Source organism: Rhodanobacter sp. FW102-FHT14D06 (assembly GCF_043950705.1).
In the GTDB taxonomy this organism is placed as follows: Bacteria; Pseudomonadota; Gammaproteobacteria; order Xanthomonadales; family Rhodanobacteraceae; genus Rhodanobacter.
The window spans coordinates 3,370,972-3,392,677 of the sequence record NZ_CP170722.1 but is presented as its reverse complement, the minus strand read 5'-3'; the positions used below and the strand labels follow the sequence as shown (position 1 = coordinate 3,392,677).

At 66.0% G+C, this 21,706-nt stretch carries 20 protein-coding genes; 11 read left to right on the top strand and 9 right to left on the bottom strand.

The features are described from left to right. Window positions 1–41: 41 nt before the first annotated feature. From hflX to miaA, 3 genes are all read right to left on the bottom strand, one after another. Entirely contained in the window at window positions 42–1,343 is a 1,302-nt protein-coding gene (hflX, locus tag ACFCQI_RS15320) for a ribosome rescue GTPase HflX (RefSeq protein WP_395118105.1), read from the bottom strand. Between the two features lie 57 nt (window positions 1,344–1,400). Continuing rightward, entirely contained in the window at window positions 1,401–1,685 is a 285-nt protein-coding gene (hfq, locus tag ACFCQI_RS15315; RefSeq protein ID WP_395118103.1) for an RNA chaperone Hfq, read from the bottom strand. Between the two features lie 132 nt (window positions 1,686–1,817). Beyond that, window positions 1,818–2,786 (bottom strand): tRNA (adenosine(37)-N6)-dimethylallyltransferase MiaA, encoded by a 969-nt coding sequence (miaA, locus tag ACFCQI_RS15310; protein WP_395118100.1) that lies wholly within the window; start codon window positions 2,784–2,786, stop codon window positions 1,818–1,820. Between the two features lie 202 nt (window positions 2,787–2,988). On the opposite strand from miaA, the gene ACFCQI_RS15305 reads away from it, so the two are divergent. Both ACFCQI_RS15305 and map read left to right on the top strand, forming a co-directional pair. Next, entirely contained in the window at window positions 2,989–3,201 is a 213-nt protein-coding gene (locus ACFCQI_RS15305; protein WP_395121377.1) for a ParD-like family protein, read from the top strand. Then, the gene (map, locus tag ACFCQI_RS15300) at window positions 3,198–3,965 is read left to right on the top strand and encodes a type I methionyl aminopeptidase (protein ID WP_395118098.1); all 768 of its coding nucleotides are present in this window, start codon (window positions 3,198–3,200) and stop codon (window positions 3,963–3,965) included. Before ACFCQI_RS15305 ends, map begins: the two co-directional genes overlap by 4 nt. A 134-nt stretch (window positions 3,966–4,099) precedes the next feature. Here map and ACFCQI_RS15295 read toward each other — a convergent pair whose 3' ends face one another. Beyond that, window positions 4,100–6,262 carry a S46 family peptidase gene (locus tag ACFCQI_RS15295; RefSeq protein WP_395118096.1) on the bottom strand — a complete coding sequence of 721 codons (2,163 nt, stop codon included), beginning with the start codon at window positions 6,260–6,262 and terminating at the stop codon, window positions 4,100–4,102. Window positions 6,263–6,578: 316 nt separating this feature from the next. Between ACFCQI_RS15295 and tdh the strand changes: the two genes are divergently transcribed. After that, on the top strand, window positions 6,579–7,613 hold the full coding sequence (tdh, locus tag ACFCQI_RS15290; protein WP_395118094.1) for an L-threonine 3-dehydrogenase: 1,035 nt from the start codon (window positions 6,579–6,581) through the stop codon (window positions 7,611–7,613). A 47-nt stretch (window positions 7,614–7,660) separates the two neighbouring features. Next, window positions 7,661–8,860 carry a glycine C-acetyltransferase gene (gene kbl, locus ACFCQI_RS15285; protein ID WP_395118093.1) on the top strand — a complete coding sequence of 400 codons (1,200 nt, stop codon included), beginning with the start codon at window positions 7,661–7,663 and terminating at the stop codon, window positions 8,858–8,860. Between the two features lie 39 nt (window positions 8,861–8,899). Here the strand turns inward: kbl and ACFCQI_RS15280 are convergent, their stop codons facing one another. The 3 genes from ACFCQI_RS15280 to ACFCQI_RS15270 form a co-directional block, all read right to left on the bottom strand. Next, a complete protein-coding gene (locus tag ACFCQI_RS15280) occupies window positions 8,900–9,673 on the bottom strand; it encodes a pseudouridine synthase (protein WP_395118091.1) in 774 nt (257 codons plus the stop codon). A 108-nt stretch (window positions 9,674–9,781) separates the two neighbouring features. Continuing rightward, the gene (locus tag ACFCQI_RS15275) at window positions 9,782–10,936 is read right to left on the bottom strand and encodes an OmpA family protein (RefSeq protein WP_395118089.1); all 1,155 of its coding nucleotides are present in this window, start codon (window positions 10,934–10,936) and stop codon (window positions 9,782–9,784) included. 311 nt (window positions 10,937–11,247) lie between these two features. Beyond that, window positions 11,248–12,699, bottom strand: coding sequence for a bifunctional 2-methylcitrate dehydratase/aconitate hydratase (locus tag ACFCQI_RS15270; RefSeq protein WP_395118087.1), 1,452 nt, complete (start codon window positions 12,697–12,699; stop codon window positions 11,248–11,250). A gap of 274 nt (window positions 12,700–12,973) precedes the next feature. On the opposite strand from ACFCQI_RS15270, the gene ACFCQI_RS15265 reads away from it, so the two are divergent. The 3 genes from ACFCQI_RS15265 (at window position 12,974) to ACFCQI_RS15255 (ending at window position 14,595) form a co-directional block, all read left to right on the top strand. Continuing rightward, window positions 12,974–13,663 (top strand): TerC family protein, encoded by a 690-nt coding sequence (locus ACFCQI_RS15265; protein ID WP_395118085.1) that lies wholly within the window; start codon window positions 12,974–12,976, stop codon window positions 13,661–13,663. 138 nt (window positions 13,664–13,801) lie between these two features. Continuing rightward, window positions 13,802–14,383 (top strand): hypothetical protein, encoded by a 582-nt coding sequence (locus ACFCQI_RS15260; RefSeq protein ID WP_395118083.1) that lies wholly within the window; start codon window positions 13,802–13,804, stop codon window positions 14,381–14,383. Further along, the gene (locus tag ACFCQI_RS15255) at window positions 14,383–14,595 is read left to right on the top strand and encodes a helix-turn-helix domain-containing protein (protein WP_395118082.1); all 213 of its coding nucleotides are present in this window, start codon (window positions 14,383–14,385) and stop codon (window positions 14,593–14,595) included. The genes ACFCQI_RS15260 and ACFCQI_RS15255 overlap by 1 nt, the downstream gene beginning before the upstream one ends. Before the next feature lie 66 nt (window positions 14,596–14,661). Here ACFCQI_RS15255 and prpC read toward each other — a convergent pair whose 3' ends face one another. Together prpC and prpB are read right to left on the bottom strand one after the other, a co-directional pair. Continuing rightward, the gene (gene prpC / locus ACFCQI_RS15250; RefSeq protein ID WP_395118080.1) at window positions 14,662–15,807 is read right to left on the bottom strand and encodes a 2-methylcitrate synthase; all 1,146 of its coding nucleotides are present in this window, start codon (window positions 15,805–15,807) and stop codon (window positions 14,662–14,664) included. Between the two features lie 76 nt (window positions 15,808–15,883). After that, complete coding sequence (gene prpB / locus ACFCQI_RS15245; protein ID WP_395118078.1) at window positions 15,884–16,768, bottom strand: methylisocitrate lyase; 885 nt, start codon at window positions 16,766–16,768, stop codon at window positions 15,884–15,886. A 153-nt stretch (window positions 16,769–16,921) separates the two neighbouring features. Here prpB and ACFCQI_RS15240 point away from each other — a divergent pair, with 153 nt between their 5' ends. The 4 genes from ACFCQI_RS15240 (at window position 16,922) to ACFCQI_RS15225 (ending at window position 21,663) form a co-directional block, all read left to right on the top strand. Then, the gene (locus ACFCQI_RS15240; protein ID WP_395118076.1) at window positions 16,922–18,241 is read left to right on the top strand and encodes a dicarboxylate/amino acid:cation symporter; all 1,320 of its coding nucleotides are present in this window, start codon (window positions 16,922–16,924) and stop codon (window positions 18,239–18,241) included. A gap of 174 nt (window positions 18,242–18,415) precedes the next feature. Beyond that, the gene (ahpC, locus tag ACFCQI_RS15235; RefSeq protein WP_395118074.1) at window positions 18,416–18,979 is read left to right on the top strand and encodes an alkyl hydroperoxide reductase subunit C; all 564 of its coding nucleotides are present in this window, start codon (window positions 18,416–18,418) and stop codon (window positions 18,977–18,979) included. A 181-nt stretch (window positions 18,980–19,160) separates the two neighbouring features. Continuing rightward, complete coding sequence (gene ahpF, locus ACFCQI_RS15230) at window positions 19,161–20,753, top strand: alkyl hydroperoxide reductase subunit F (RefSeq protein ID WP_395118072.1); 1,593 nt, start codon at window positions 19,161–19,163, stop codon at window positions 20,751–20,753. A gap of 85 nt (window positions 20,754–20,838) precedes the next feature. Further along, entirely contained in the window at window positions 20,839–21,663 is an 825-nt protein-coding gene (locus tag ACFCQI_RS15225; protein ID WP_395118070.1) for an NAD-dependent protein deacetylase, read from the top strand. The last annotated feature ends 43 nt before the right edge of the window (window positions 21,664–21,706 follow it).

Genomic DNA, 21,706 nt, shown 5'->3' with positions numbered 1-21,706 from the left:
TATTCTAGCAGAGGCAGCCGAAACCGTCCGGGCGCGGCCGATCAACCGGCCGCACTCAACAGTTCCCGCAACAGCACTGCCTCGGCGCCCTCACCACCGCTGAGCGGCGCTATCACGCTGCGCGGCGCGTCGATGCGCAGCTGCCAGCCGTGTTCGTCCACGTGCTCGGCACTGATCGCCCCGGCCGCCTTCAGGCGCGCATGCAGCCGCCCGGCGGACAAGGGCAGATGCAGCGGCGACTGCACGCGGTCGCCGCCAAGCAATTCGCCCAGCGCCTGGCGCAGCAGGTCGACGCCGGCGCCGGTGGCGGCCGACAGCCATACCCGCACCGGCTTGCCGGTTGCGTCGCGCTCGATCCGCGGCTCGGTACCGGCCAGGTCGATCTTGTTCATCACCTGCAACTGCGGGACGTCGCCGGCGTCGATGTCCTCCAGCACGGCATCGACCACCCGATGCAGGCGCACGCGCTCCTCGTCGGCGGCGTCACCGACGTGGAGCAGCAGGTCCGCGTCGCGGGCCTCGGCCAGGGTGGCGCGGAACGCGGCGACCAGGTCATGCGGCAGTTCGCGGATGAAGCCCACGGTGTCGGCGATCACCGCCGGGCCGCAGGCCAGGTCCTCGATCTTGCGCACCGTGGGGTCGAGCGTGGCGAACAACTGATCGGCGGCGTAGACCGAGCCGCGGGTCAAGGCGTTGAACAGGGTGGATTTGCCGGCGTTCGTGTAACCGACCAGCGCCACCCGCGGCACGGTGTTGCGCAAGCGCGAACGGCGTTGCTGACCACGCTGGGTCTGTACTTTTTCCAGCCGCTTGGTGAGCATCTTCACCCGTACCGCCAGCAAACGACGGTCGGTTTCGAGCTGGGTTTCGCCGGGACCGCGGTTGCCGATGGCACCACCGCGCTGGGCGTCCAGATGGGTCCAGCCGCGCACCAGTCGCGTGGCCAGGTGCTTCAACTGGGCCAGCTCCACTTCCAGCTTGCCTTCGTGGGACCGTGCGCGCTGGGCGAAGATGTCCAGGATCAGGCCGGCACGGTCGACCACGCGCACGCCGAGGTGTTTCTCCAGATTGCGCTCCTGCACCGGAGTGAGCACGTGGTCTACCAGCACCAGGTCGGCTTCCAGCGCACGGGATGCCTCGGCGACTTCCTCGGCCTTGCCACTGCCGATGTAGTAACGCGGATTGACGTCGTCAACGCGCGCCCCGATGGTTGCCAACACCTCGGCACCGGCCGACTTGGCCAGTTCGGCGAATTCCTCCGCGCGGCGCGCGGCATCGCCTTCGCCGCGCGAATGCGGAAGTACCAGGACGGCGCGGTCGCCTCTCTTTTGCCGATCAAACACGGTGGGGCAGCATCCTGCGGGGACAGTCTCCCTTCATGTGGATCACCCCACGCGCAATCAAGTGCCCGCTTCGACGGTTGCCGAAGTATCGGCCTGGTGATCGTGGCCTTCGTGGCCATCGTGACCATTGCCGATGCGCACGTTGCGACTCGGCACCACGGTGGAAATGGCGTGCTTGTACACCATCTGGCTGACCTGGTTGCGCAGGAGCACCACGAACTGGTCGAACGACTCGACCGTGCCCTGCAACTTGATGCCGTTGACCAGGTAGATGGCCACCGGCACACGCTCGCGCCGCAACGCATTGAGAAACGGATCTTGCAACGATTGCCCCTTGGACATTTCTTGTTCTCCCCTTGCCACGACCAGACCGGAGAAAAGACGCCGCTGGCGCCCCGGCCCAACAAGATCGGATGTTAACTGCTTTCAAATGCTTGATGAAAGAAGATTTTTGCTCCACGACGGTGGACTGGGTCACGCTGGTGGCATGACCCCGGCCGGGCCGTCGACAAACAGGCCCACCGCCGCGCGCACCCGCTCGCCGAGATCGGGCCGATCCGGCTCGACGATCCGGATGCCGGTGTCGCTGCGCAGCCAGGTGATCTGGCGTTTGGCCAACTGGCGGGTGGCGTAGATGGCGCGGTCGCGGAACGTGGCCGCATCGGTCTGGCCATCGAGGTGTTCCCACGCCTGCCGGTAGCCGACCGCGCGGATCGCCGGCAGGTCGGCGTGCAGGTCGCCGCGCGCCCGCAGTGCGCGCACCTCGTCCAGAAAGCCCTCCGCCAGCATCGTGTCGAAACGCCGGGCGATGCGCTCGTGCAGCACGCGCCGGTCGGTCGGCAGCAGCGCCAGCTTGAGCACGCGCCACGGAAAGCGCGCCGCCGTCCCGCCGCGCTGCAATTCGGATAGCGGCCGGCCGGTCAGTTCGATCACTTCCAGCGCACGCTGCAGGCGCTGCACGTCGTTGCAGCCGATCCGGCCGGCGGCGGCCGGATCGAGGGCCGCCAGCCGCGCATGCAAGGCCGGCCAGCCGAGCTGTTGCGCCTCGGCAGCCAGCCGCGCACGGGTGGCCGGGTCGGCTTCCGGCAGGTCGGACAGCCCCTGCTGCAACGCACGGAAGTACAGCCCGGTACCGCCGACCAGCAGCGGCACTCTGCCCTGCGCGCTGATCCGCTGCATCACCGGCAGCGCATCGGCGCGGAAATCCGCCGCCGAATACGGCTGGCCGGGATCGCGGATGTCGACCAGCGCATGCGGATGGCGCGCCAGCGTCGCCTGGTCGGGTTTTGCCGTGCCGATGTCCATGCCGCGGTAGACCAGCGCCGAATCGACACTGACCATATCCAGCGGAAACCGCTCGCTCAGCGCGCATGCCAGCGCGGTCTTGCCGGAGGCGGTGGGGCCCATCAGGAAGATGGCCAGGGGGCGGGAATCAACGGGCATCGCGGCAGTTTAGACGAGAGCACCGCCCTGCCCGTACCGCCAGCGGCCTCGCGGCCGACGGCACTCACCCCACGAGGTGGAAAAGTGCGCAGACATGATGCCAAGGGCGTGCCGTCGCCACCATGAGCCATGACATCCGCCGCTTGCCCAGCCACACCCCCAAAATATATCATCCATATACGAAACATATATGGAACGTTTTATGGGTATCGTGAACATCGACGACGATCTGCACAGCCAGATTCGCAGGGCGAGCGCAGTGACGTGCCGATCCATCAACGCGCAGGCGGCCTTCTGGATCAAGGTCGGCATGTTGTGTGAAATGAGCCCCACGCTGACTTTCCAGGAGGTTCTCATGCGGGAACTCCACGCCGCCGGTGTCGAGGCACGGCCGCTCGCACCCGGTGCGGCATGACCAAGCGACCGGAAGAAGTCGCGCTGATGGCCGAGTCGGGCAGGCTATTGGCCGATGTATTCGGCTACGTGGACCAGTTGAGCCTGGCCGGCATGTCGACCATGCAGGTGAACGACCTGGTCGAAAGCTACATCGTGGACGAACTCGTTGCGCGTCCGGCGAGCAAGGGGCAGTACGGCTATGCCCATGCACTGAACTCCTCACGCAACGACGTCGTCTGTCACGGTGTCCCGTCTCCGTCGGAAATCCTGCGAGACGGAGACATCGTGAATTTCGACATCACGCTGGAAAAAAATGGATTCATCGCCGACTCCAGCAAGACCTACCTCGTCGGCGAGGTGACGCCAGCGGCCAAGCGACTCGTGCAGGTGGCGCATGAAGCCATGTGGAAGGGGATCAGGGCTGTCCGCCCGGGTGCCCGGCTCGGCGATGTGGGCCATGCCATCGAGCATCACGCCCGACGGAATGGCTACTCGGTGGTGAGGGAGTATTGCGGGCACGGAATCGGCCGTGAAATGCACGAACCGCCGCAGGTGTTGCATTGGGGAAGGCCGCAAACCGGTCTGGTATTGCGGGAGGGCATGGTGTTCACCATCGAGCCGATGCTCAACCAGGGCCGCCGGACCGTGCGGACCGAGGATGACGGCTGGACGGTCGTCACTCGGGACGGAAAATGGTCGGCACAGTTCGAGCATACGGTGGCGGTGACGCGAAACGGCGTGCGGGTCCTGACGCTGCGCCCCGAGGAAAGACCGGCCGGCTGAATCAAGCCGCCCGCCATGCCGGCGTCTGCCGCTCCGGGTTTGGCGCGGCCCCGCGCATGACCGGGTTCGCCGCACGGAAAACGGAAGGGCCCGCGCCGATGACGCGGGCCCTGATGCATGCACGAATGTGCGGCTTACTTCGCCGGCACGCCCATTTCCTTCAGCAGGTTGTCGGCGTGGTCGAGGTGCTGCATCACCCACAGCATGTAGCGCACGTCGACCTGGATCGAGCGGTTGAGCTGCGGGTTGAACAGCCAGTCGCCGCTGACCGACTCCCAGTTGCCGTCGAACGCCAGGCCGACCAGCTGGCCGTTCGCGTCCATCGCCGGCGAACCGGAGTTGCCGCCGGTGATGTCCAGGTCGGCGAGGAAGTTGACCGGCAGCGTGCCCAGCTTCGGCGAGGCATAGCCGTCGAACGCCTTGGCCTTGATCGCGGCCAGCTCGGCCTTGGGCGAGTTGAACGGCTCGACGCCGGTGTCCTTCTCGACGATGCCCTGCGCGGTGGTGAACGGCGCGTAGCTCACGCCATCACGCGGCGCCACGCCCTGCACGTTGCCGAAGGTGACGCGCAGCGAGCTGTTCGCGTCCGGGTAGACCGGCAGCTTCTGCGAGTCCTTCCACGCGATCATCGCCTGCATGTAGCGCGGGCGCAGCTTGCTCATCTCCCCGGTGCGGGCATCGGATTCGTCCTCCAGCGCCTTCAGCTGCGGCTGCACCGCGCGGGCGAGTCTGAGCATGCTGTCGGAGCTGGCGTCGATCGCCTTGCTGTCGGCGCCGAACCACTTCATGCGCTCGTCGACGTTGCCGAGCTTGCTGCCGGCGTACAGCGCGGCAACCTTCGCCTTGATCGCCGCCTCGGTGCTTGCACCATCGAGCCACTTGTCCAGCGCCGGCAGGCGCTGCGCCTGCGGCAAGGCCACGTAGCGCTTGAGGCCGTAGACCATGAACTGCTGGTCGACGCCCGGGTCGTAGCGGCGATCCATCTGCTTCAGGCCGCCCTCGATGCGCACCCAGTCGCGCTGCTGGTAGCCGGCGTCGCGGTCGAGATCGGCCTTCGGACGCTCCTTCGCCAGGTGGGTCAGGCGTACCGCGGTGCCGAACAGCTGGGCGCGGCTGACCAGACCGATGGCCAGGTCACGTTCGCGATTGGCCCGGTCGGCGGCGATCTGCTGGCGCAGCTTGCCGATGTCAGCCGCCAGCGCGGTGTTCTCGGCGCCGCCCTGCTGCTTCAGCCAAGCCTCCAACTGCGCTTCCTGCGCGCGCTTCACCGTGACCGCATCGGCGCGATGCAGGCCTTCGAGCTGGCCACCGAAATTCTTCAGGTAGTTGTTCAGGCCGGCGACCATGCTGGCGTACTTCACCGCCACCTTGGGGTCAGCCTTGCCGGCGGTGTTGATGATGTTCAGCGTGTCCTCGTATACCTTGATCTGGGTCGGGTAGACCCAGTCGATCGAGCTCTGCACCTCGTCGGCGAGACGATAGCGGTTGGTGCGACCTGGGTAGCCGACCACCATCACGTAGTCGCCCGCTTCCACGCCTTGCGGATTCACCTTGAGCACATGCTTCGGCCGGTACGGCACGTTGTCCTTCGAGAAGGCGGCCGACTTGCCGTCCTTCGAGACATAGGCGCGCAGGTAGCCGAAGTCGCCGGTGTGGCGCGGCCACATCCAGTTGTCGACGTCACCGCCGAACTTGCCGATGGATTCCGGCGGCGCGTAGACCAGGCGCACGTCCTTGATTTCCAGTTGCCTGATCAGCTGGTAGCTGTAGCCGCCGTGGAAGGTGTAGACGTCGCAGCGGTAGCCTTCGCTCTCGCACGCCTTGACCTGCTCCTTGATCGCCAGCTCGATCGCCTTGTAGCGATCGGCGCCACTCATCGCGTCGGTGAGCTTGGCGGTGATCTCTTTCGTGACGTCGCGGATTTCCTCGGTGACGAAGATCCGCGCGGACGGGCCGGCGGAGAGCTCGTCCGCCTGGGTCTTCGCCAGGAAACCCTTCTCGATCAGGTTGTTTTCCGGCGTGGAGTTCAGCTGCAGCGCGCCGTAGACGCAGTGGTGGTTGCTCACCACCAGACCCTCGGGCGAGACGAACGAGGCGGTGCAGCCGCCCAGGCTGACGATCGCGCCCATCGGGTAGGCGGTGAGGTCGGTCAGCGTTTTCGGATCGAGTTTCAGGCCGTGCTGCTGCAGCGTGGCGGCGATACCCGGCAACTGGGCGGGCTGCCACATGCCTTCGACGGCATGGGCGGACGAGATGAAGCCGACGGATACGGCGGCAGCGAGCAATAGACGGCGCAAAGGGAATCTCCTGGTGAAAGCCGGCCCCGGGAAGCAGGCGAAAGTGGCGCAATAACTTTCGACTTATGCCCGAGCCGGGCGAGTGCGGCATATGCCGCAAGTCATGCCTGCGACATTCAGCGCGCACGCATACTCGTCCCGGCAGGCGATCGCATGTGCTTCCAGCGCATCGAAGTGCCTTCCGCGCCATCGCAGTGACTTGCGCCTCCAGGCGCCGCACACGACCGGAAAATTCGCATGGACAGCGGTCACGCGCCGCCGCGCTCTATAATTGACGTTTAACCGCCCGCATCGCGGGCCAGCCGATGGATTTCCCATGCCGCAGACAATGAAAGCCCTGGTCAAGCGCAAGCCCGAACAGGGCATCTGGATGGAAGAGGTGCCGATGCCCGAGGTCGGCCCCAACGAGGTGCTGATCAAGATCGAGAAAACCGCGATCTGCGGTACGGATCTGCATATCTACAAGTGGGACGAATGGAGCCAGCGCGTCATCAAGCCGGGTCTTACCATCGGCCACGAGTTCGTCGGCCGCATCGTCGAGATCGGTCCGGGCGTCACCGGCTACAAGGTTGGCGACCGCGTCTCGGCCGAGGGCCACATCGTCTGCGGCCACTGCCGCAATTGCCGCGCCGGCCGCCAGCACTTGTGCCCCAATACGGTGGGCATCGGCGTGAACCGCAACGGCGCGTTCGCCGAATACATGGCCATGCCGGCATCCAACCTGTGGCCGATCCCTGACCAGATTCCGTCCGAACTGGCCGCGTTCTTCGACCCGTACGGCAATGCCGCGCATTGCGCGCTGGAGTTCGACCTGATCGGCGAGGACGTGCTGATTACCGGCGCCGGCCCGATCGGCATCATCGCCGCCGGCATCGCCAAGCACGTGGGCGCGCGCAACGTCGTCGTCACCGACGTGAACGATTTCCGCCTGAAGCTCGCTGCCGACATGGGCGCCACCCGCGTGGTGAACGTGGCCAACGCCTCGCTCAAGGACGCGATGAAGGACCTGCACATGGAAGGCTTCGACGTGGGCATGGAGATGAGCGGCAACCCGCGTGCCTTCAACGACATGCTCGACTGCATGTACCACGGCGGCAAGATCGCCCTGCTCGGCATCCAGCCCAAGGGGGCCGGCATCGACTGGGACAAGGTGATCTTCAAGGGCCTCACCCTGCAGGGCATCTACGGCCGGCGCATGTACGAGACCTGGTACAAGATGACCCAGATGGTGCTGACCGGCTTCCCGCTGCAGAAGGTGCTCACCCACCAGATCCACATCGACGACTTCCAGAAGGGCTTCGACCTGATGGATGCCGGCCAGTGCGGCAAGGTCGTCTGCTCCTGGAACTGAGCACCGCCGCAACCTCCACGCCACACACTTCTGCACCCGGAGATTCCATGACTCCATCCGCGAAAGCACGTTACGCCACCGAACTGGCGGCCATCCGCGAGTACGGCCTGTTCAAGGCCGAGCGCATCATCATCTCGCCGCAGTCTGCCGAGATCGAGCTGGAAGGCGGCCGCAAGGTGCTGAACTTCTGCGCCAACAACTACCTCGGCCTGGCCGATCATCCGGCGGTGATCCAGGCGGCCAAGGATGCGCTCGACAGCCACGGTTTCGGCATGGCAAGCGTGCGCTTCATCTGCGGCACCCAGGATCTGCACAAGGAACTGGAGGCGAAGATCGCCGAATTCTTCGGCACCGAGGACACCATCCTGTACGCCGCCTGCTTCGACGCCAACGGCGGCCTGTTCGAGCCGCTGCTGGGTGAGGAAGACGCGGTGATCTCCGACGCCCTGAACCACGCGTCGATCATCGACGGCGTGCGGCTGTGCAAGGCCACCCGCTACCGTTACGCCAACAGCGACATGGCCGACCTGGAGAAGCAGTTGCAGGCGGCCGACGCGGCCGGCGCGCGGACCAAGCTCATCACCACCGATGGCGCGTTCTCGATGGACGGTTTCATCGCCAAACTCGACGAGATCACCGCGCTGGCCGCAAAGTACGATGCCATGGTGCACATCGATGAATGCCATTGCACCGGCATTCTCGGCGATACCGGCCGCGGCTCGGCCGAATTGCACGGCGTGATGGACAAGATCGACATTTTCACCGGCACGCTGGGCAAGGCCCTCGGCGGTGCGCTCGGCGGTTTCACCACCGGGCCGCGGGAAGTGGTCGAACTGCTGCGCCAGCGTTCGCGCCCTTACCTGTTCTCCAACTCGCTGCCGCCGCACGTGGTGGCCGCGGCGATCAGGGTATTCGACATGCTGGCCAGCGCCGGCGATCTGCGCGACAGGCTGAAGGAGAACACCCGCTATTTCCGCGAACGGATGACGGCCGCCGGCTTCGACATCAAGCCGGGCGTGCACCCGATCGTGCCGGTGATGATCCACGACGCGCCCAAAGCGCAGGCGATGGCTGCTGCGCTGCTGGCGGAAGGCATCTATGTCACCGGATTCTTCTATCCGGTCGTGCCGCAGGGGCAGGCACGCATCCGCGCGCAGATGAGCGCGGCGCACACCCGCGAACACCTCGACCAGGCGATTGCAGCCTTCACCAAGGTCGGGCAAACCCTGGGCGTGATTCCGCGCTGACACCGAGGCTGGTGCGGCCGCAGCCTGGCCGCGCCGCCATCACGGCCGCTTCGCCGCCAGCGAACGCACCTCGTGCTCTTCCAGCCGGCGCCACTGGCCCTTCGCCAGTTCGCCAAGCGCAAGCGGGCCGATCGCCACCCGGATCAGCCGCATCACGTCGAAACCCAGCGCCGCCAGCAGCCGGCGAATATGTCGGTTGCGGCCTTCGTCCAGCACCACTTCGAGCCATGCATTCTTTGCGCCCGCACGCAGCAGCGTGACGCGGCGCGCCTTCAGGCGTTCACCGGCATCCTCGACGCCCGCCAGCATCGCGGCCAGCACCGCAGCATCCGGCAGCCCCGCGACCTGGACGTGATAGGTCTTCTCCAGATGCGTCAGCGGGTCGGTGATGGCAGCCGCCCAACGGGTGTCGTTGCTCAGCAGCAACAGTCCTTCGCTGGCCTTGTCCAACCGGCCGACCGGACCCAGCCAGGGCAGCCCGGCGGCCGCCAGCGCGGTGTAGACCGTCGCGCGACCATGCTCGTCGGCCGCGCTGACCACGATGCCGCGCGGCTTGTTGAAGGCCACGTGGACAGGCGTGGCCCGGCCCACGGCTTCGCCGTCGATGGCGATCCCCTGGCGGTCGATCAGGGTCGGATGCTGGGGGTCGCGGACGACCCGCCCGCCCACACTGACCCGGCCCGCACGAATCCACTGCTCGGCCTGACTGCGCGAGCACACACCCAGTTTGGACAGCACGCGGGCAAGCCCGTAGCACGACGGCGGAGTCGGCCCGGTCGCGCGCGCCGGGTGGAAGGAAGAAGGACGGGACATCGTGCAAGCGTATAGGTCGGGGCCGCGGGGCAACAAGAATCATCGCCGGCGAAGACAAAAAAAGCCCGGCCGAAGCCGGGCTTTTCCCTGTTAGCTACCGCGGTTCGTTTACTGCTGAACCTGCAGCTCCGTGCGACGGTTCTGCGCACGGCCCGCATCGGTTTCGTTGTCGCCGATGGGGTTGCTCTCGCCGTGGCCGATCGGGCCTTCCAAACGGCTGGCATCGATGCCATGGCTGGTCAGGTAGTTGTAGACGATCGAGGCGCGACGCTCGGACAGCTTCTGGTTGTACGCGTCCGTGCCCTTCGAGTCGGTGTAGCCGGCCACGGTCACGTGCACTTGCGGGTAACGCTGCAAGGTGTCGACGGCCTGGTTCAGCACCGAGATCGAATCGGCCGTCGGCTCGGCGAGCGACTTGGAGATGTCGGTTTCACCGGCCTTCGGACGATCGAACTTGAAGTTCACGCCACGCAGGTCGATCACCACCTTCTGCGCGCAACCATCCGGGCCCACGATGGTGCCAGCGGCGGTGGCAGGGCACTTGTCCTCGCAATCGTTCACGCCGTCCTGGTCGCTGTCCTGGGTGGAGCAGTCGGCCGGCGCGGGTGCAACCGGTGCCGCTACCGGCGCCGGAGCGGCGGCAGGCGCACCAAAGCGCGAGGCAACGGTCAAGCCGAGGAACCAGTCACCATAGCTGCTGTTGGCGGGATGGGTGTCCTTGTCCCAGTCGAAACGATAGCCCGCTTCCAACCGGATGTTGGTGCTGTCGGTGACCATCTTGGACACGCCGCCGCCGATCTGTGCAGCAGGCGCCCAGCCATTGTCCAGCTTGTTCTGGTGATGGCTGCCCATCACGCCGACCATGCCGTAGGGGCGCCATGCATTCCAGTCACCGGCATAGAACCGGGCAGCCGCACCAACATTGGTGCTGGCCCAGGAATCGCTGCTGTGACCGCCGCCAAGGGCCGGGCCCTTGTCCATCTTGCGCTTCGTGCGGTCGACGAAGAAATCGAGCGACATGTTGGGCGAGAAGAAGCGACCAAAACCCAGGCCGTAGTAGATCTGGCGGCTATTGGTATCGCGCTCGGTGTCGTTGACGTAGCCCCCCACCGTCGGCGCGATATACCAGCGCCCGTCATAGGACGAGATGGCGGTTTCACTGCTCGAGGCATCGGCCGGTGCCGCAGCCGTGTCCTGCGCATGAACGGCACCTACGCCGCCCAGGGCGAGCGCGATCAGAAAATACAAGCCCTTACGTTTCATCAGGTGTCTCCTCGATTATTAAAATTTGAGTCCGTTCGACCCATACCAGAAAGTCGCACGTCAGAACTTAACTCGATTCAAGGCCCTACTGGCCCGCGCTTGGCGTGTCCTGGACAAGCGACCCGCATTGTAGCAAAAACGTTAAGTAGCAGTTGCGTCGCGTACGCTTTCGCAACCATTCGGTGCAACATCATTCAGGTAAGTGATCGTGCCGGGCCAATCCCTTCACAGAGCGGCGAAACTGGCTAAACGACTCGCCGCCACGCAGTGGTTCATCTCCGACCGAACCGAATGTTCCATGACGGACGTGCCTACAATGTGAAGAGACCCAGGAACTGATGCAGCGGCATGGAGTCCAAGTGCGCCGGATCGCGCGTGGCATCCATGATCGCCTTGACCCGATGGGCCGGCAGATGACTGCGTATGGCCGCCTCGAATTTTTGCAGCAAGACGGGAATGCCCTCGGCCCGGCGCTTGCGGTGACCGATCGGATAATCGACGGACACTTTGCCGGTATGGCTGCCGTCCTTGAAGAATACCTGCACCGAATTGCCGATATAACGCTTGGCCGGATCGAAATAGTCGCGGGTGAACTGCGTATTTTCCACCACCGTCATTTTGTCGCGCAGTGCGTCGATGCGCGGGTCGGCGGCGACGTCGTCGTTGTAATCGCTGGCCACCAGGCGGCCGAAGATCAGCGGCACGGCGACCATGTACTGGATGCAGTGGTCGCGATCGGCATAGTTCGCCAGCGGGCCGGTCTTGTCGATGATGCGGCAACCCGCTTCCTGCGTCTCGATGACGATCTTCTCGATCTGATCGAGCTTGCCGGCCACCTCGCCATGCAACTGCATGGCGCATTCCACGGCAGTCTGCGCATGGAACTCGGCCGGATAGCTGATCTTGAACAGCACGTTCTCCATCACGTAGCTGCCGAACGGGCGCTCGAACTCGAACGGCTTGCCGCCGAACGCCACATCGTAGAAGCCCCAGGTCTTTGCCGACAGCGCAGACGGATACCCGACCACGCCGCGATACACCGCATTGATCGCGTGGGTCACCGCGCGACGGCAGGCATCGCCGGCGGCCCAGCTCTTGCGCGGACCGGTGTTCGGCGCATGGCGATAGGTGCGCAACGCGCCGTTGTCGATCCAGCTGTGCGACACGGCGGTGATGATCTGTTCCTTGCTGCCACCGAGCATCGCGGTGGCCACCGCGGTGGAGGCCAGTCGCACGAGGATCACGTGGTCCTGGCCGACCCGGTTGAAGCCGTTCAGCAGCGCGTAGCAGCCCTGGATCTCGTGCGCCTTGATCGCGTAGCCAAGCACGTCGCGCACGCTCAGCGGTTGGCCGCCTTCGCGCTCCGCCTTGCGGCTGAGGTAGTCGCCGACGGCCAGGATGCTGCCGAGGTTGTCCGACGGATGGCCCCATTCGGCCGCCAGCCAGGTGTCGTTGAAATCCAGCCAGCGGATCTGCGTGCCGATCGCGAACGCCGCCTGCACCGGGTCCAGCTCGTGGCTGGTGCCCGGCACGCGCGCGCCGCCCGGCAGCGTGGCGCCCGGCACCAGCGGGCCGAGGTGCTTCACGCACTCCGGAAACTTCATCGCCATCATGGCGGTGGCCAGCGAGTCCAGCAGCATGTAGCGCGCGGTGTCGTAGGCCTCCCGCGAATCGATCTGGTGATCGACCACGTAATCGGCGATATCGACCAGCGGCTGGTCGGGATCGGGACGGACGGCGGAACGGATGTCGTGCGCACTCATGGCGGGATCTCGTGGCGAGGGAAAACCGCCATTTTAGCCGACTGTCGTCGAACGCGTTGCTTGACCGCACCGCGCCCGGGCCGTGACAATCGCCGCCAGCCCAGAAGGGAGTAGTTCTCGCGGCAAGTCCACCTTCCGCGATGCGACGATCGTCAGCACGAGCGAGGTTTCGCTCCGGTCGTCCGGCAGTCATCCTGCGAACAAGACTTTTGTGGCGGGCATGGGCCGCGCGCGTCCATGGCTGCCGCATTGTTCGACGCGCATGGAACCCCCGATGACCCTCGCTGCTCCCGATTTTCTCTCCGGCCTGCTCACCATCATCCTGCTCGACCTCGTGCTGGCCGGCGACAACGCCATCGTCATCGCCATGGCCGCCAGCCGGCTGCCGAAGCATCTGCAGAAGAAGGCGGTGTTCTGGGGCACCTTCGGCGCCGTGGCCGTGCGCTTCGCGCTCACCGCCATCGTGGTGTTCCTGCTCAAGCTGCCGGGCCTGATGCTCGCCGGCGGCCTGCTGCTGCTGCCGATAGCCTGGCAGCTGCTGAATCACGGCAACGACGACGGCCCGGACATCAAGGCCGGCAAGACGTTCTGGGGCGCGCTGCGCACGATCATCGTCGCCGACGCGTTGATGGGGCTGGACAACGTGCTGGCGATCGCCGGCGCCTCCAAGGGCCACCTGGGCCTGGTCATCATCGGCCTGCTGGTCAGCGTGCCGCTGGTGGTATGGGGCTCGACCCTGATCCTCAAGCTGATCGACCGCTTCCCGATCATCATGTACATCGGCGCCGCCGCGATTGCGATCACCGCCGGCCGCATGATCGCCCACGACCAGTTGCTCAGCGGGTGGTTCGACGCCCACGCCTGGGCCGCGTATGGCCTCGACGTCCTGGCCATCCTGGTCATTTGCGGTGGCGGCTGGCTGGTCCAGCGTCGCCGGCGGCGACTGCGGCAAGCCGGCGCATAGGCGCGGCCTCGCCGGCCGGCCTTCTCCGGACCTTACGCGATTCAACCAAGGCGACAGCGCGCTGTCGCGCACGGCCGATGTTCTTGCGCAGATATAATTATCGTAATACGATAACTATCTGCCGCCCAGGAACCTCCCATGTCGTCTGCCACCCGCACCGAATCCCTTCGCCCCGCCACCGAGCCCGCCCATGCGCAGACGACACGCATCCAGCGGCGTGCCAACGACATCATGTCGTTCGCCAGCATCCTCGCCTTCTGTACCGTGGGCGGCTGCATGCTGCTGGCGCTCCTGTTCTGGCAAGTCAGCGGCATGACCCGGATGGACTCCGGCTCGGCGCAGCAACTGCTTGAACGCTGGCACCTGCTGCCGAGAGCTTCTTTCGACGGTGCCGTACTTTCGGCGGCCCTGCTGCTGGCCCTGGTGGCCGGGATGGCGCCGATCGTTTGCCTGCGTCGGCTGGGCAAGGCGTTGCGCGCACCGTCGCCGCTGAACTTTGTCGTCGCACGGTGCTTCTCGTGGCTGGGTCACGCCTTGCTGGTCAACCTCATCGGAGGGTTTGCCGCCGGACTGGTCGCCGCCACCCAGATCCCGCAATACCAGCTCAGCCTCGGCATCGGCTTCCTGGGCGCGCTCACCGCCGCCATCCTCGCCTATGCGGTGGCCGAAATGGTGCGCGAGGGGGCACGCGCCGCCGAGGAGAACCGGGCGTTCGTCTGATGCCGATCATCATCGAACTGGATGTCATGCTGGCGCGGCGCAAGATGAAATCCAGGGACCTGGCCGCGGCGGTCGGCATCACCGAAGCAAACCTGTCCCTGCTCAAGCAGGGCAAGGTGAAAGGCGTACGCTTCAGCACGCTCGACGCGATCTGCACGGCACTGGCGTGCCAGCCCGGCGACCTGCTGCGCCACGTCGACGACGAGCCCTGAAAATCGGACCCGGGCGCAAGGCAGGCGGGAAGCCGTTTGGCTCCCCGCCACCTTGCCTGCTGCTTCCTAGCGCTTGTCGATCGGCACGTAGGCCAGGTCTTCCGGCCCGGTGTAGTTCGCGCTGGGGCGGATGATCTTGCCGTCCTGACGCTGCTCGATCACGTGCGCGCTCCAGCCGGCGGTGCGCGCGATCACGAACAGCGGCGTGAACATGGCGGTCGGCACGCCCATCATGTGGTAGGTGCTGGCCGAGAACCAGTCGAGGTTGGGGAACATCTTCTTCAGCTCGCCCATCACCTTCTCGATGCGTTCGGAGACGTCGAACAGGGTCGGGTTGCCGCCATCGGTGCACAGCTTGCGCGAGATCTCCTTGATGATCTCGTTGCGCGGGTCGGACACGGTGTAGACCGGGTGGCCGAAGCCGATGATGATTTCCTTCTTCTCGACGCGGGCACGGATGTCGGCTTCCGCATCATTGGCGTTGCGGTAGCGCGCGATGATCTCCATCGCCACCTCGTTCGCGCCGCCGTGTTTGGGACCGCGCAGCGCGCCGATCGCGCCGGTGATCGCCGAGTACAGGTCCGAGCCGGTGCCGGCGATGACGCGGGCACTGAACGTGCTGGCGTTGAACTCGTGCTCGGCGTACAGCACCAGCGACTTGTCCAGCGCCTGCGCGTGCAGCTCGCTCGGCTTGCGGCCGTGCAGCAGGTGCAGGAAGTGCGCGGCGATCGATTCGTCGTCGGTTTCGGCCTCGATGCGCTTGCCGTTGTGGCTGAAGTGGTACCAGTACAGCAGCATCGAGCCGAAGCTGGCCATCAGGCGATCGGCGATGTCGCGCGCGCCGGTGACGTTGTGGTCGTCCTTCTCCGGCAGCACGGTGCCGAGCACCGAGCAGCCGGTGCGCAGTACGTCCATCGGGTGGGTCGATGCGGGAAGCAGTTCCATCGCGGCCTTGACCGGTGCCGGCAGGCCGCGCAGGCGCTTCAGCTTGGCCTTGTAGTTCTGCAGCTCGGTCCAGTTCGGCAGCACGCCGTGCACCAGCAGGTAGGCGACTTCCTCGAAGCAGCCCTTGGCGGCCAGGTCGTGGATGTCGTAGCCGCGGTAATGCAGGTCGTTGCCGCTGCGGCCGACCGTGCACAGCGCGGTGTTGCCCGCGGCCACGCCGGACAGGGCGACGGACTTCTTGGCCTTGGGCAGGACTTGTTCGCTCATCGGAAATCTCCAGGGTGCGGGTTGGTGCTTTTGATTCCTGCAGGAGCCTGCTCGCGGGCGCCTACCGTAGTGGTGGTCAGCTCTTGTGCGAGAACAGCGCGTCGAGTTTGTCCTCGTAGGCGTGATAGCCGAGGAAGTCGTACAGCTCCTCGCGTGTCTGCAGGGTGTCGATGATGTTCTTCTGCGTGCCTTCGCGACGCACCGTTTCGTAGAAGTTGAGCGCGGCCTTGTTCATCGCCCGGTAGGCACCGCAGCAATACAGCGCGATGTCCACGCCGGCGTCGCGCAGTTCGTCGGTGGTGAAGAATGGGGTGGAGCCGAACTCGGTGAGGTTGGCCAGGATCGGCACCTTCACCGCCGCCTTGAACTGGCGGTAGTCGGCCAGTGTCTTCATCGCCTCGGGGAAGATCATGTCGGCGCCGGCCTCGACATAGGCCACCGCGCGCTCGATCGCGGAATCGATGCCCTCTACCGCAGCCGCGTCGGTGCGCGCCATGATCACGAAGCCCGGATCGGTACGTGCATCGACCGCGGCCTTCACCCGATCGACCATCTCGTCCTTCGACACCACTTCCTTGCCCGGACGGTGACCGCAACGCTTCTGGCCGACCTGGTCCTCCATGTGCACCGCCGCCACGCCGACGCGCTCGAACGAGCGGATCGTGCGCGCAATGTTGAACGCCCCGCCCCAGCCCGTATCGATGTCGACCAGCAGCGGCAGGCCGGTGGCATCGACGATGCGGCGCGCGTCGGTGAGCACGTCCTCCATCGTCGAGATGCCCAGGTCCGGCATGCCCAGCGAATTGGCGGCCACGCCGCCGCCGGACAGATACAGCGCCTGGTAGCCCACGCGTTTGGCCATCAGGCCGGCGTAGGCGGTGATCGCGCCCATGACCTGCAGCGGCTGCTCGGCGGCGACGGCTGCGCGAAAACGGGCACCCGGGGATGCTGACTTTGTCATGTGGCCTCCCTTGAAAACGCCCATTTTAGCCCACCGCGCCAACGGCCGGGATTGGACCTTCTGGCACCCCCGCGCCGGCCGCGGGCACCAGCCCGGCAGCCGATCGCAATTTCTCGCGTGACGAATCCGCCACGGCCCCGTACATTCGGTCCGATGAGCACATCGACTCCTCTCGCGAAACGCATCCTCTGGGGCCTGGTGATCGGCGTGGTTGCCGCCGTGGTCACGCTCGGCATCGGCCAGTGGCATCCGCCCACCCTGGCGTTGATGCAGAAGATTTCCGGGGCCGTGTTCGACCCGTTCGGGCAGATCTTCCTGCGCATGCTGTTCTTCGTGGTGATCCCGCTGGTGTTCAGCTCGCTGGCCTCGGGCGTGGCCCAGCTCGGCCGGCTGGACCGGCTCGGCCCGCTCGCCGGACGTACGTTCCTGCTGTTCTTCCTCAACATGGGCATCGCCGTGGCGATCGGCCTGGTGATGATGAACACCGTGCAGCCCGGCCATCACCTGGACGAGCAGGCGCGCGCCCAGCTGATGCAGGAGTACGGCAGCAGTGCGCAGAAGACGATCGACACCAGGGCGGCCCAGCCGAGCATGAGCTTCGGCACGCTGGTGGAGATGTTCATGCCGCGCAACCTGGTCGGCGCGGTGGCCGGTCCCAGCCGCAATGCGCTCGGCGACGTGCTGCCGCTGATCCTGTTCGCAATCCTGGTAGGCGCCGCCGCCACCCAGTTGCGCGAGAAGGAGCGCAAGCGCGTGCAGGTGGCGCTGGACACCATCACCGACCTGATGACCAGGATCGTCGGCTTTGCGCTGGAGCTGGCGCCGTACGCGGTGCCGGCGATGATCTACAGCGTGATCGTCAAGGTCGGCGTGGATGTACTGCTGGCGCTGTCGGTATTCGTGATCGGCTGCACCGTGGCACTGGCGCTGCACCTGTTCGGCACCATGTCGCTGTGGCTGCGCTTCCTGGCGAAGCGCTCGCCGCTGGTGTACTTCCGGCAGATTCGCGCCCTGCTGATCACCGCCTTCTCCACCAGCTCCAGCAACGCCTGCCTGCCCGCTTCGCTGGCGGTGGCGCAGGAGGAACTGAAGCTAAACCCCAGCACCGCCGGCTTCGTGCTGCCGCTGGGCGCGACCATGAACATGAGCGGCACCGCCCTGTTCGAGGGCTGCGTGGTGCTGTTCGTGGCGCAGGCGTTCGGCGTGGAACTCAGCCTGACCCACCAGGCCATCCTGATGCTGTTGTCGGTGCTGAGCGCGGTGGCCGTGGCCGGCATTCCCGGCGGGTCGCTGCCGATGATCGCCGGCCTGCTGGCCACCTTCGGCATCCCGCCCGAGGGCATCGGCATCATCATCGGCGTCGATCGCGTGCTCGACATGATGCGCACCACGGTGAACGTGGGCAGCGACATCGTTACCGCCACGGTGGTGGACAACCAGCTGCGCGACCGTTTCGCGACGACGGCCCCGTAAGCCCGTCCGCTGCGGCTCGAAGGGCTTGAAGCCGGCTGCTTCGCCCGCATCTGCACAGTACCGTCAAGCCGATAGCTACAGCCAATCAAATCCATGCCAACAATCAATTAGATAAATTGGCGACGGGCTCGTAGCATTCCTTTCGTTGTCCAACCACCACGGGAAGCCAAGCAGATGTCCCTGATCAACACCGAAGTGAAACCGTTCAAGGCCCAGGCCCTCAAGGCCGGCAAGTTCATCGAAGTCAGCGAAGCCGACCTGAAGGGCAAGTGGTCGGTGGTGTTCTTCTATCCGGCCGACTTCACCTTCGTCTGCCCGACCGAGCTGGAGGACCTGGCCGACAACTACGCCGAATTCCAGAAGCTGGGCGTCGAGATCTACTCGGTCTCCACCGACACCCATTTCGCGCACAAGGCGTGGCACGACACCTCCGACGCGGTGAAGAAGATCAACTACACCATGGTCGGCGACCCCACCCACCAGATCTCGCGCAACTTCGATGTGCTGATCGAGGCCGACGGCATCGCCGATCGCGGCACCTTCGTGATCGATCCCGCGGGCAAGATCCAGATCGTCGAGATCACCGCTGGCGGCATCGGCCGCGACGCGTCCGAACTGCTGCGCAAGGTCAAGGCCGCGCAGTACGTCGCCGCCCATCCGAACGAGGTCTGCCCGGCCAAGTGGAAGGAAGGCGAGAAGACCCTCGCGCCGTCGCTGGACCTGGTCGGCAAGATCTGAGTTTTCGCTGCAACGATGTCACGGACCCGGGCGCCGCGGTGCGCCCGGGCTCCGCACAGGATGCTTGTGCCAGCGGCCTGCGTCCGGCCTGCCCCTCCCTCCGTCAGGTCGGCCCTCCCCATGGCGCCGGCCGCTGCCACAAGCCTCCCGCATCCTCCTTATCCGTTTCGGAGTGTTCGCCATGCTCGACGAAGCCCTCAAGACCCAACTGAAGTCCTACCTGGAAAAGCTGACGCAACCGATCGAGCTGGTCGCAGCGCTGGATGACGGCGCCAAGTCGCGCGAGCTGGACGAGTTGCTGCGGGAGATCGCGACGTTGTCGGACAAGATCAGCCTGCGCCGCGACGACAGCGAAGCACGCAAACCCTCGTTCGCTATCAACCGCGTTGGCACCGACATCGGCGTGCGCTTCGCCGGCATCCCGATGGGCCACGAATTCACCTCGCTCGTGCTGGCCCTGCTGCAGGTCGGCGGACATCCGTCCAAGGCGGCGGCCGAGCTGATCGAGCAGGTGCGCAGCCTCGATGGCGAATACAGGTTCGAGACCTATTTCTCGCTCTCCTGCCAGAACTGCCCCGACGTGGTGCAGGCGCTGAACCTGATGAGCGTGCTCAATCCGAACATCCAGCACGTCGCCATTGACGGCGCGCTGTACCAGGACGAGGTCGAGACGCGCCAGGTGATGTCGGTACCCACCGTGTTCCTCAACGGCGAGCTGTTCGACCAGGGCCGCATGAGCCTGGAGCAGATCCTGGCCAGGATCGACACCGGCTCCAGCGCCCGCGAAGCGGAGAAGATCAAGGCCAAGGAAGCGTTCGACGTGCTCGTGGTGGGTGGCGGACCGGCCGGTGCCGCAGCGGCAATCTACGCCGCGCGCAAGGGCATCCGCACCGGCGTGGCGGCCGAGCGCTTCGGTGGCCAGGTGCTGGACACCATGGCGATCGAGAACTTCGTCTCGGTCGACTACACCGAAGGCCCGAAAATGGGCGCGGCGCTGGAGCAACACGTCAAGAACTACGACGTCGATCTCATGAACCTGCAACGCGCCGAGAAGCTGGTGCCCGCGACCGCACCCGGCGGTCTGGTCGAGGTGCAACTGGCCAATGGCGCCACGCTGAAGTCGAAGACGGTGATCCTGGCCACCGGCGCGCGCTGGCGGCAGATGGGCGTGCCCGGCGAGGACCAGTATCGCAACAAGGGCGTGGCCTACTGCCCGCACTGCGACGGCCCGCTGTTCAAGGGCAAGCGCGTGGCGGTGATCGGCGGCGGCAACTCCGGCGTCGAGGCGGCGATCGACCTGGCCGGCGTCGTCAGCCACGTCACGTTGATCGAGTTCGACAGCAAGCTGCGCGCGGATGACGTCCTGCAACGCAAGCTGCGCAGCCTGCCCAATGTGGACATCATCGTCAGCGCGCTCACCACCGAGGTGCTGGGCGACGGACAGAAGGTCAGCGCGCTGGTCTACAAGGACCGCGTCAGCGATGAGATGCACACGCTCGAACTGGAAGGCATCTTCGTGCAGATCGGCCTGCTGCCGAACACCGAGTGGCTGAAGGGCACGCTGGAACTCTCGCCCCGCGGCGAGATCGTCATCGACGAACGCGGCCAGACCTCCGTGCCCGGCGTGTTCGCCGCCGGCGACGCCACCACGGTGCCGTACAAGCAGATCGTGATCGCGATGGGCGCCGGTTCCACCGCCGCGCTGAGCGCGTTCGACCACATCATCCGCAGCCCCGTGGCGGCGGCGGTCGAACCCGAGGCGGTGGCAGCCTGACCATCACTGAGGGCACCCGCGGCAAGCGCCGCGGGGCGGCTATGCTCGGGCGTTCGCTTTCGGCGCGTCACCCGGCTCGCATGACATGACTCCGCTGCAGCAATTCATCGAGACCCACCCGCGGTTGTTCGTGCTGACCGGCGCCGGTGTCAGCACCGACTCCGGCATTCCCGACTACCGCGACCGCGAGGGCGAGTGGAAGCGCCCCCCGCCGGTGACGCTGCAGGCCTTCATGCACGAACACGCCACGCGCCAACGCTACTGGGCGCGCAGCCTGATCGGCTGGCCGCACTTCGGGCAAGCGCGCCCGAATCCTGCGCACCTGGCCCTGGCGCAACTGGAGCGGCGCGGGCACATCGAGCTGCTGGTCACCCAGAACGTCGATCGCCTGCACCAGCGCGCCGGCAGCGAGCGCGTGGTCGACCTGCACGGCAGGCTCGACGAAGTGCGCTGCATGGCCTGCGACTGGCGCCTGCCGCGCGATGCATTCCAGCAGCAGCTGGTCGAACGCAACCCGGCCTGGCAACACCTCGACGCCACCATCGCCCCCGACGGCGACGCGGACCTGGACGGCCAGGACTTCACCCGCTTCGCCGTGCCGCCGTGCCCTCGCTGCGGCAGCATCGTGAAGCCGGACGTGGTGTTCTTCGGCGAGGGCGTGCCGCGCGGGCGCGTGGAAGCGGCCACGCAGGCGCTCGACGCATCGGGTGGCGTGCTGGTGGTCGGCTCCTCGCTGATGGTCTATTCCGGCTACCGTTTCGTGCAGGCCGCGGCGAGGGCCGGCAAGCCGGTGGCGGCGGTGACGCTCGGCCGCACGCGCGCCGATGCGCTGCTCAGCCTGAAGGTCGACGCGCGTTGCAGCGATGCCCTGGCGTTCGTGCTGGACGCCGAACCGCTGGCCGTCATCTGATCGCCGGGGAGTAACCTTGGCACGCCTCCGACGAACCCCATGT

Coding starts and splice junctions, on each gene's coding strand:
- ahpC (WP_395118074.1), top strand. CDS start 18,416: ATGTCCCTGATCAACACCGAAGTGAAACCGTTCAAGGCCCAGGCCCTC.
- ACFCQI_RS15305 (WP_395121377.1), top strand. CDS start 2,989: ATGGGTATCGTGAACATCGACGACGATCTGCACAGCCAGATTCGCAGG.
- ACFCQI_RS15280 (WP_395118091.1), bottom strand. CDS start 9,673: ATGTCCCGTCCTTCTTCCTTCCACCCGGCGCGCGCGACCGGGCCGACT.
- ACFCQI_RS15225 (WP_395118070.1), top strand. CDS start 20,839: ATGACTCCGCTGCAGCAATTCATCGAGACCCACCCGCGGTTGTTCGTG.
- prpB (WP_395118078.1), bottom strand. CDS start 16,768: ATGACAAAGTCAGCATCCCCGGGTGCCCGTTTTCGCGCAGCCGTCGCC.
- miaA (WP_395118100.1), bottom strand. CDS start 2,786: ATGCCCGTTGATTCCCGCCCCCTGGCCATCTTCCTGATGGGCCCCACC.
- ahpF (WP_395118072.1), top strand. CDS start 19,161: ATGCTCGACGAAGCCCTCAAGACCCAACTGAAGTCCTACCTGGAAAAG.
- ACFCQI_RS15275 (WP_395118089.1), bottom strand. CDS start 10,936: ATGAAACGTAAGGGCTTGTATTTTCTGATCGCGCTCGCCCTGGGCGGC.
- ACFCQI_RS15265 (WP_395118085.1), top strand. CDS start 12,974: ATGACCCTCGCTGCTCCCGATTTTCTCTCCGGCCTGCTCACCATCATC.
- ACFCQI_RS15270 (WP_395118087.1), bottom strand. CDS start 12,699: ATGAGTGCGCACGACATCCGTTCCGCCGTCCGTCCCGATCCCGACCAG.
- ACFCQI_RS15255 (WP_395118082.1), top strand. CDS start 14,383: ATGCCGATCATCATCGAACTGGATGTCATGCTGGCGCGGCGCAAGATG.
- map (WP_395118098.1), top strand. CDS start 3,198: ATGACCAAGCGACCGGAAGAAGTCGCGCTGATGGCCGAGTCGGGCAGG.
- kbl (WP_395118093.1), top strand. CDS start 7,661: ATGACTCCATCCGCGAAAGCACGTTACGCCACCGAACTGGCGGCCATC.
- ACFCQI_RS15240 (WP_395118076.1), top strand. CDS start 16,922: ATGAGCACATCGACTCCTCTCGCGAAACGCATCCTCTGGGGCCTGGTG.
- hfq (WP_395118103.1), bottom strand. CDS start 1,685: ATGTCCAAGGGGCAATCGTTGCAAGATCCGTTTCTCAATGCGTTGCGG.
- tdh (WP_395118094.1), top strand. CDS start 6,579: ATGCCGCAGACAATGAAAGCCCTGGTCAAGCGCAAGCCCGAACAGGGC.
- prpC (WP_395118080.1), bottom strand. CDS start 15,807: ATGAGCGAACAAGTCCTGCCCAAGGCCAAGAAGTCCGTCGCCCTGTCC.
- ACFCQI_RS15260 (WP_395118083.1), top strand. CDS start 13,802: ATGTCGTCTGCCACCCGCACCGAATCCCTTCGCCCCGCCACCGAGCCC.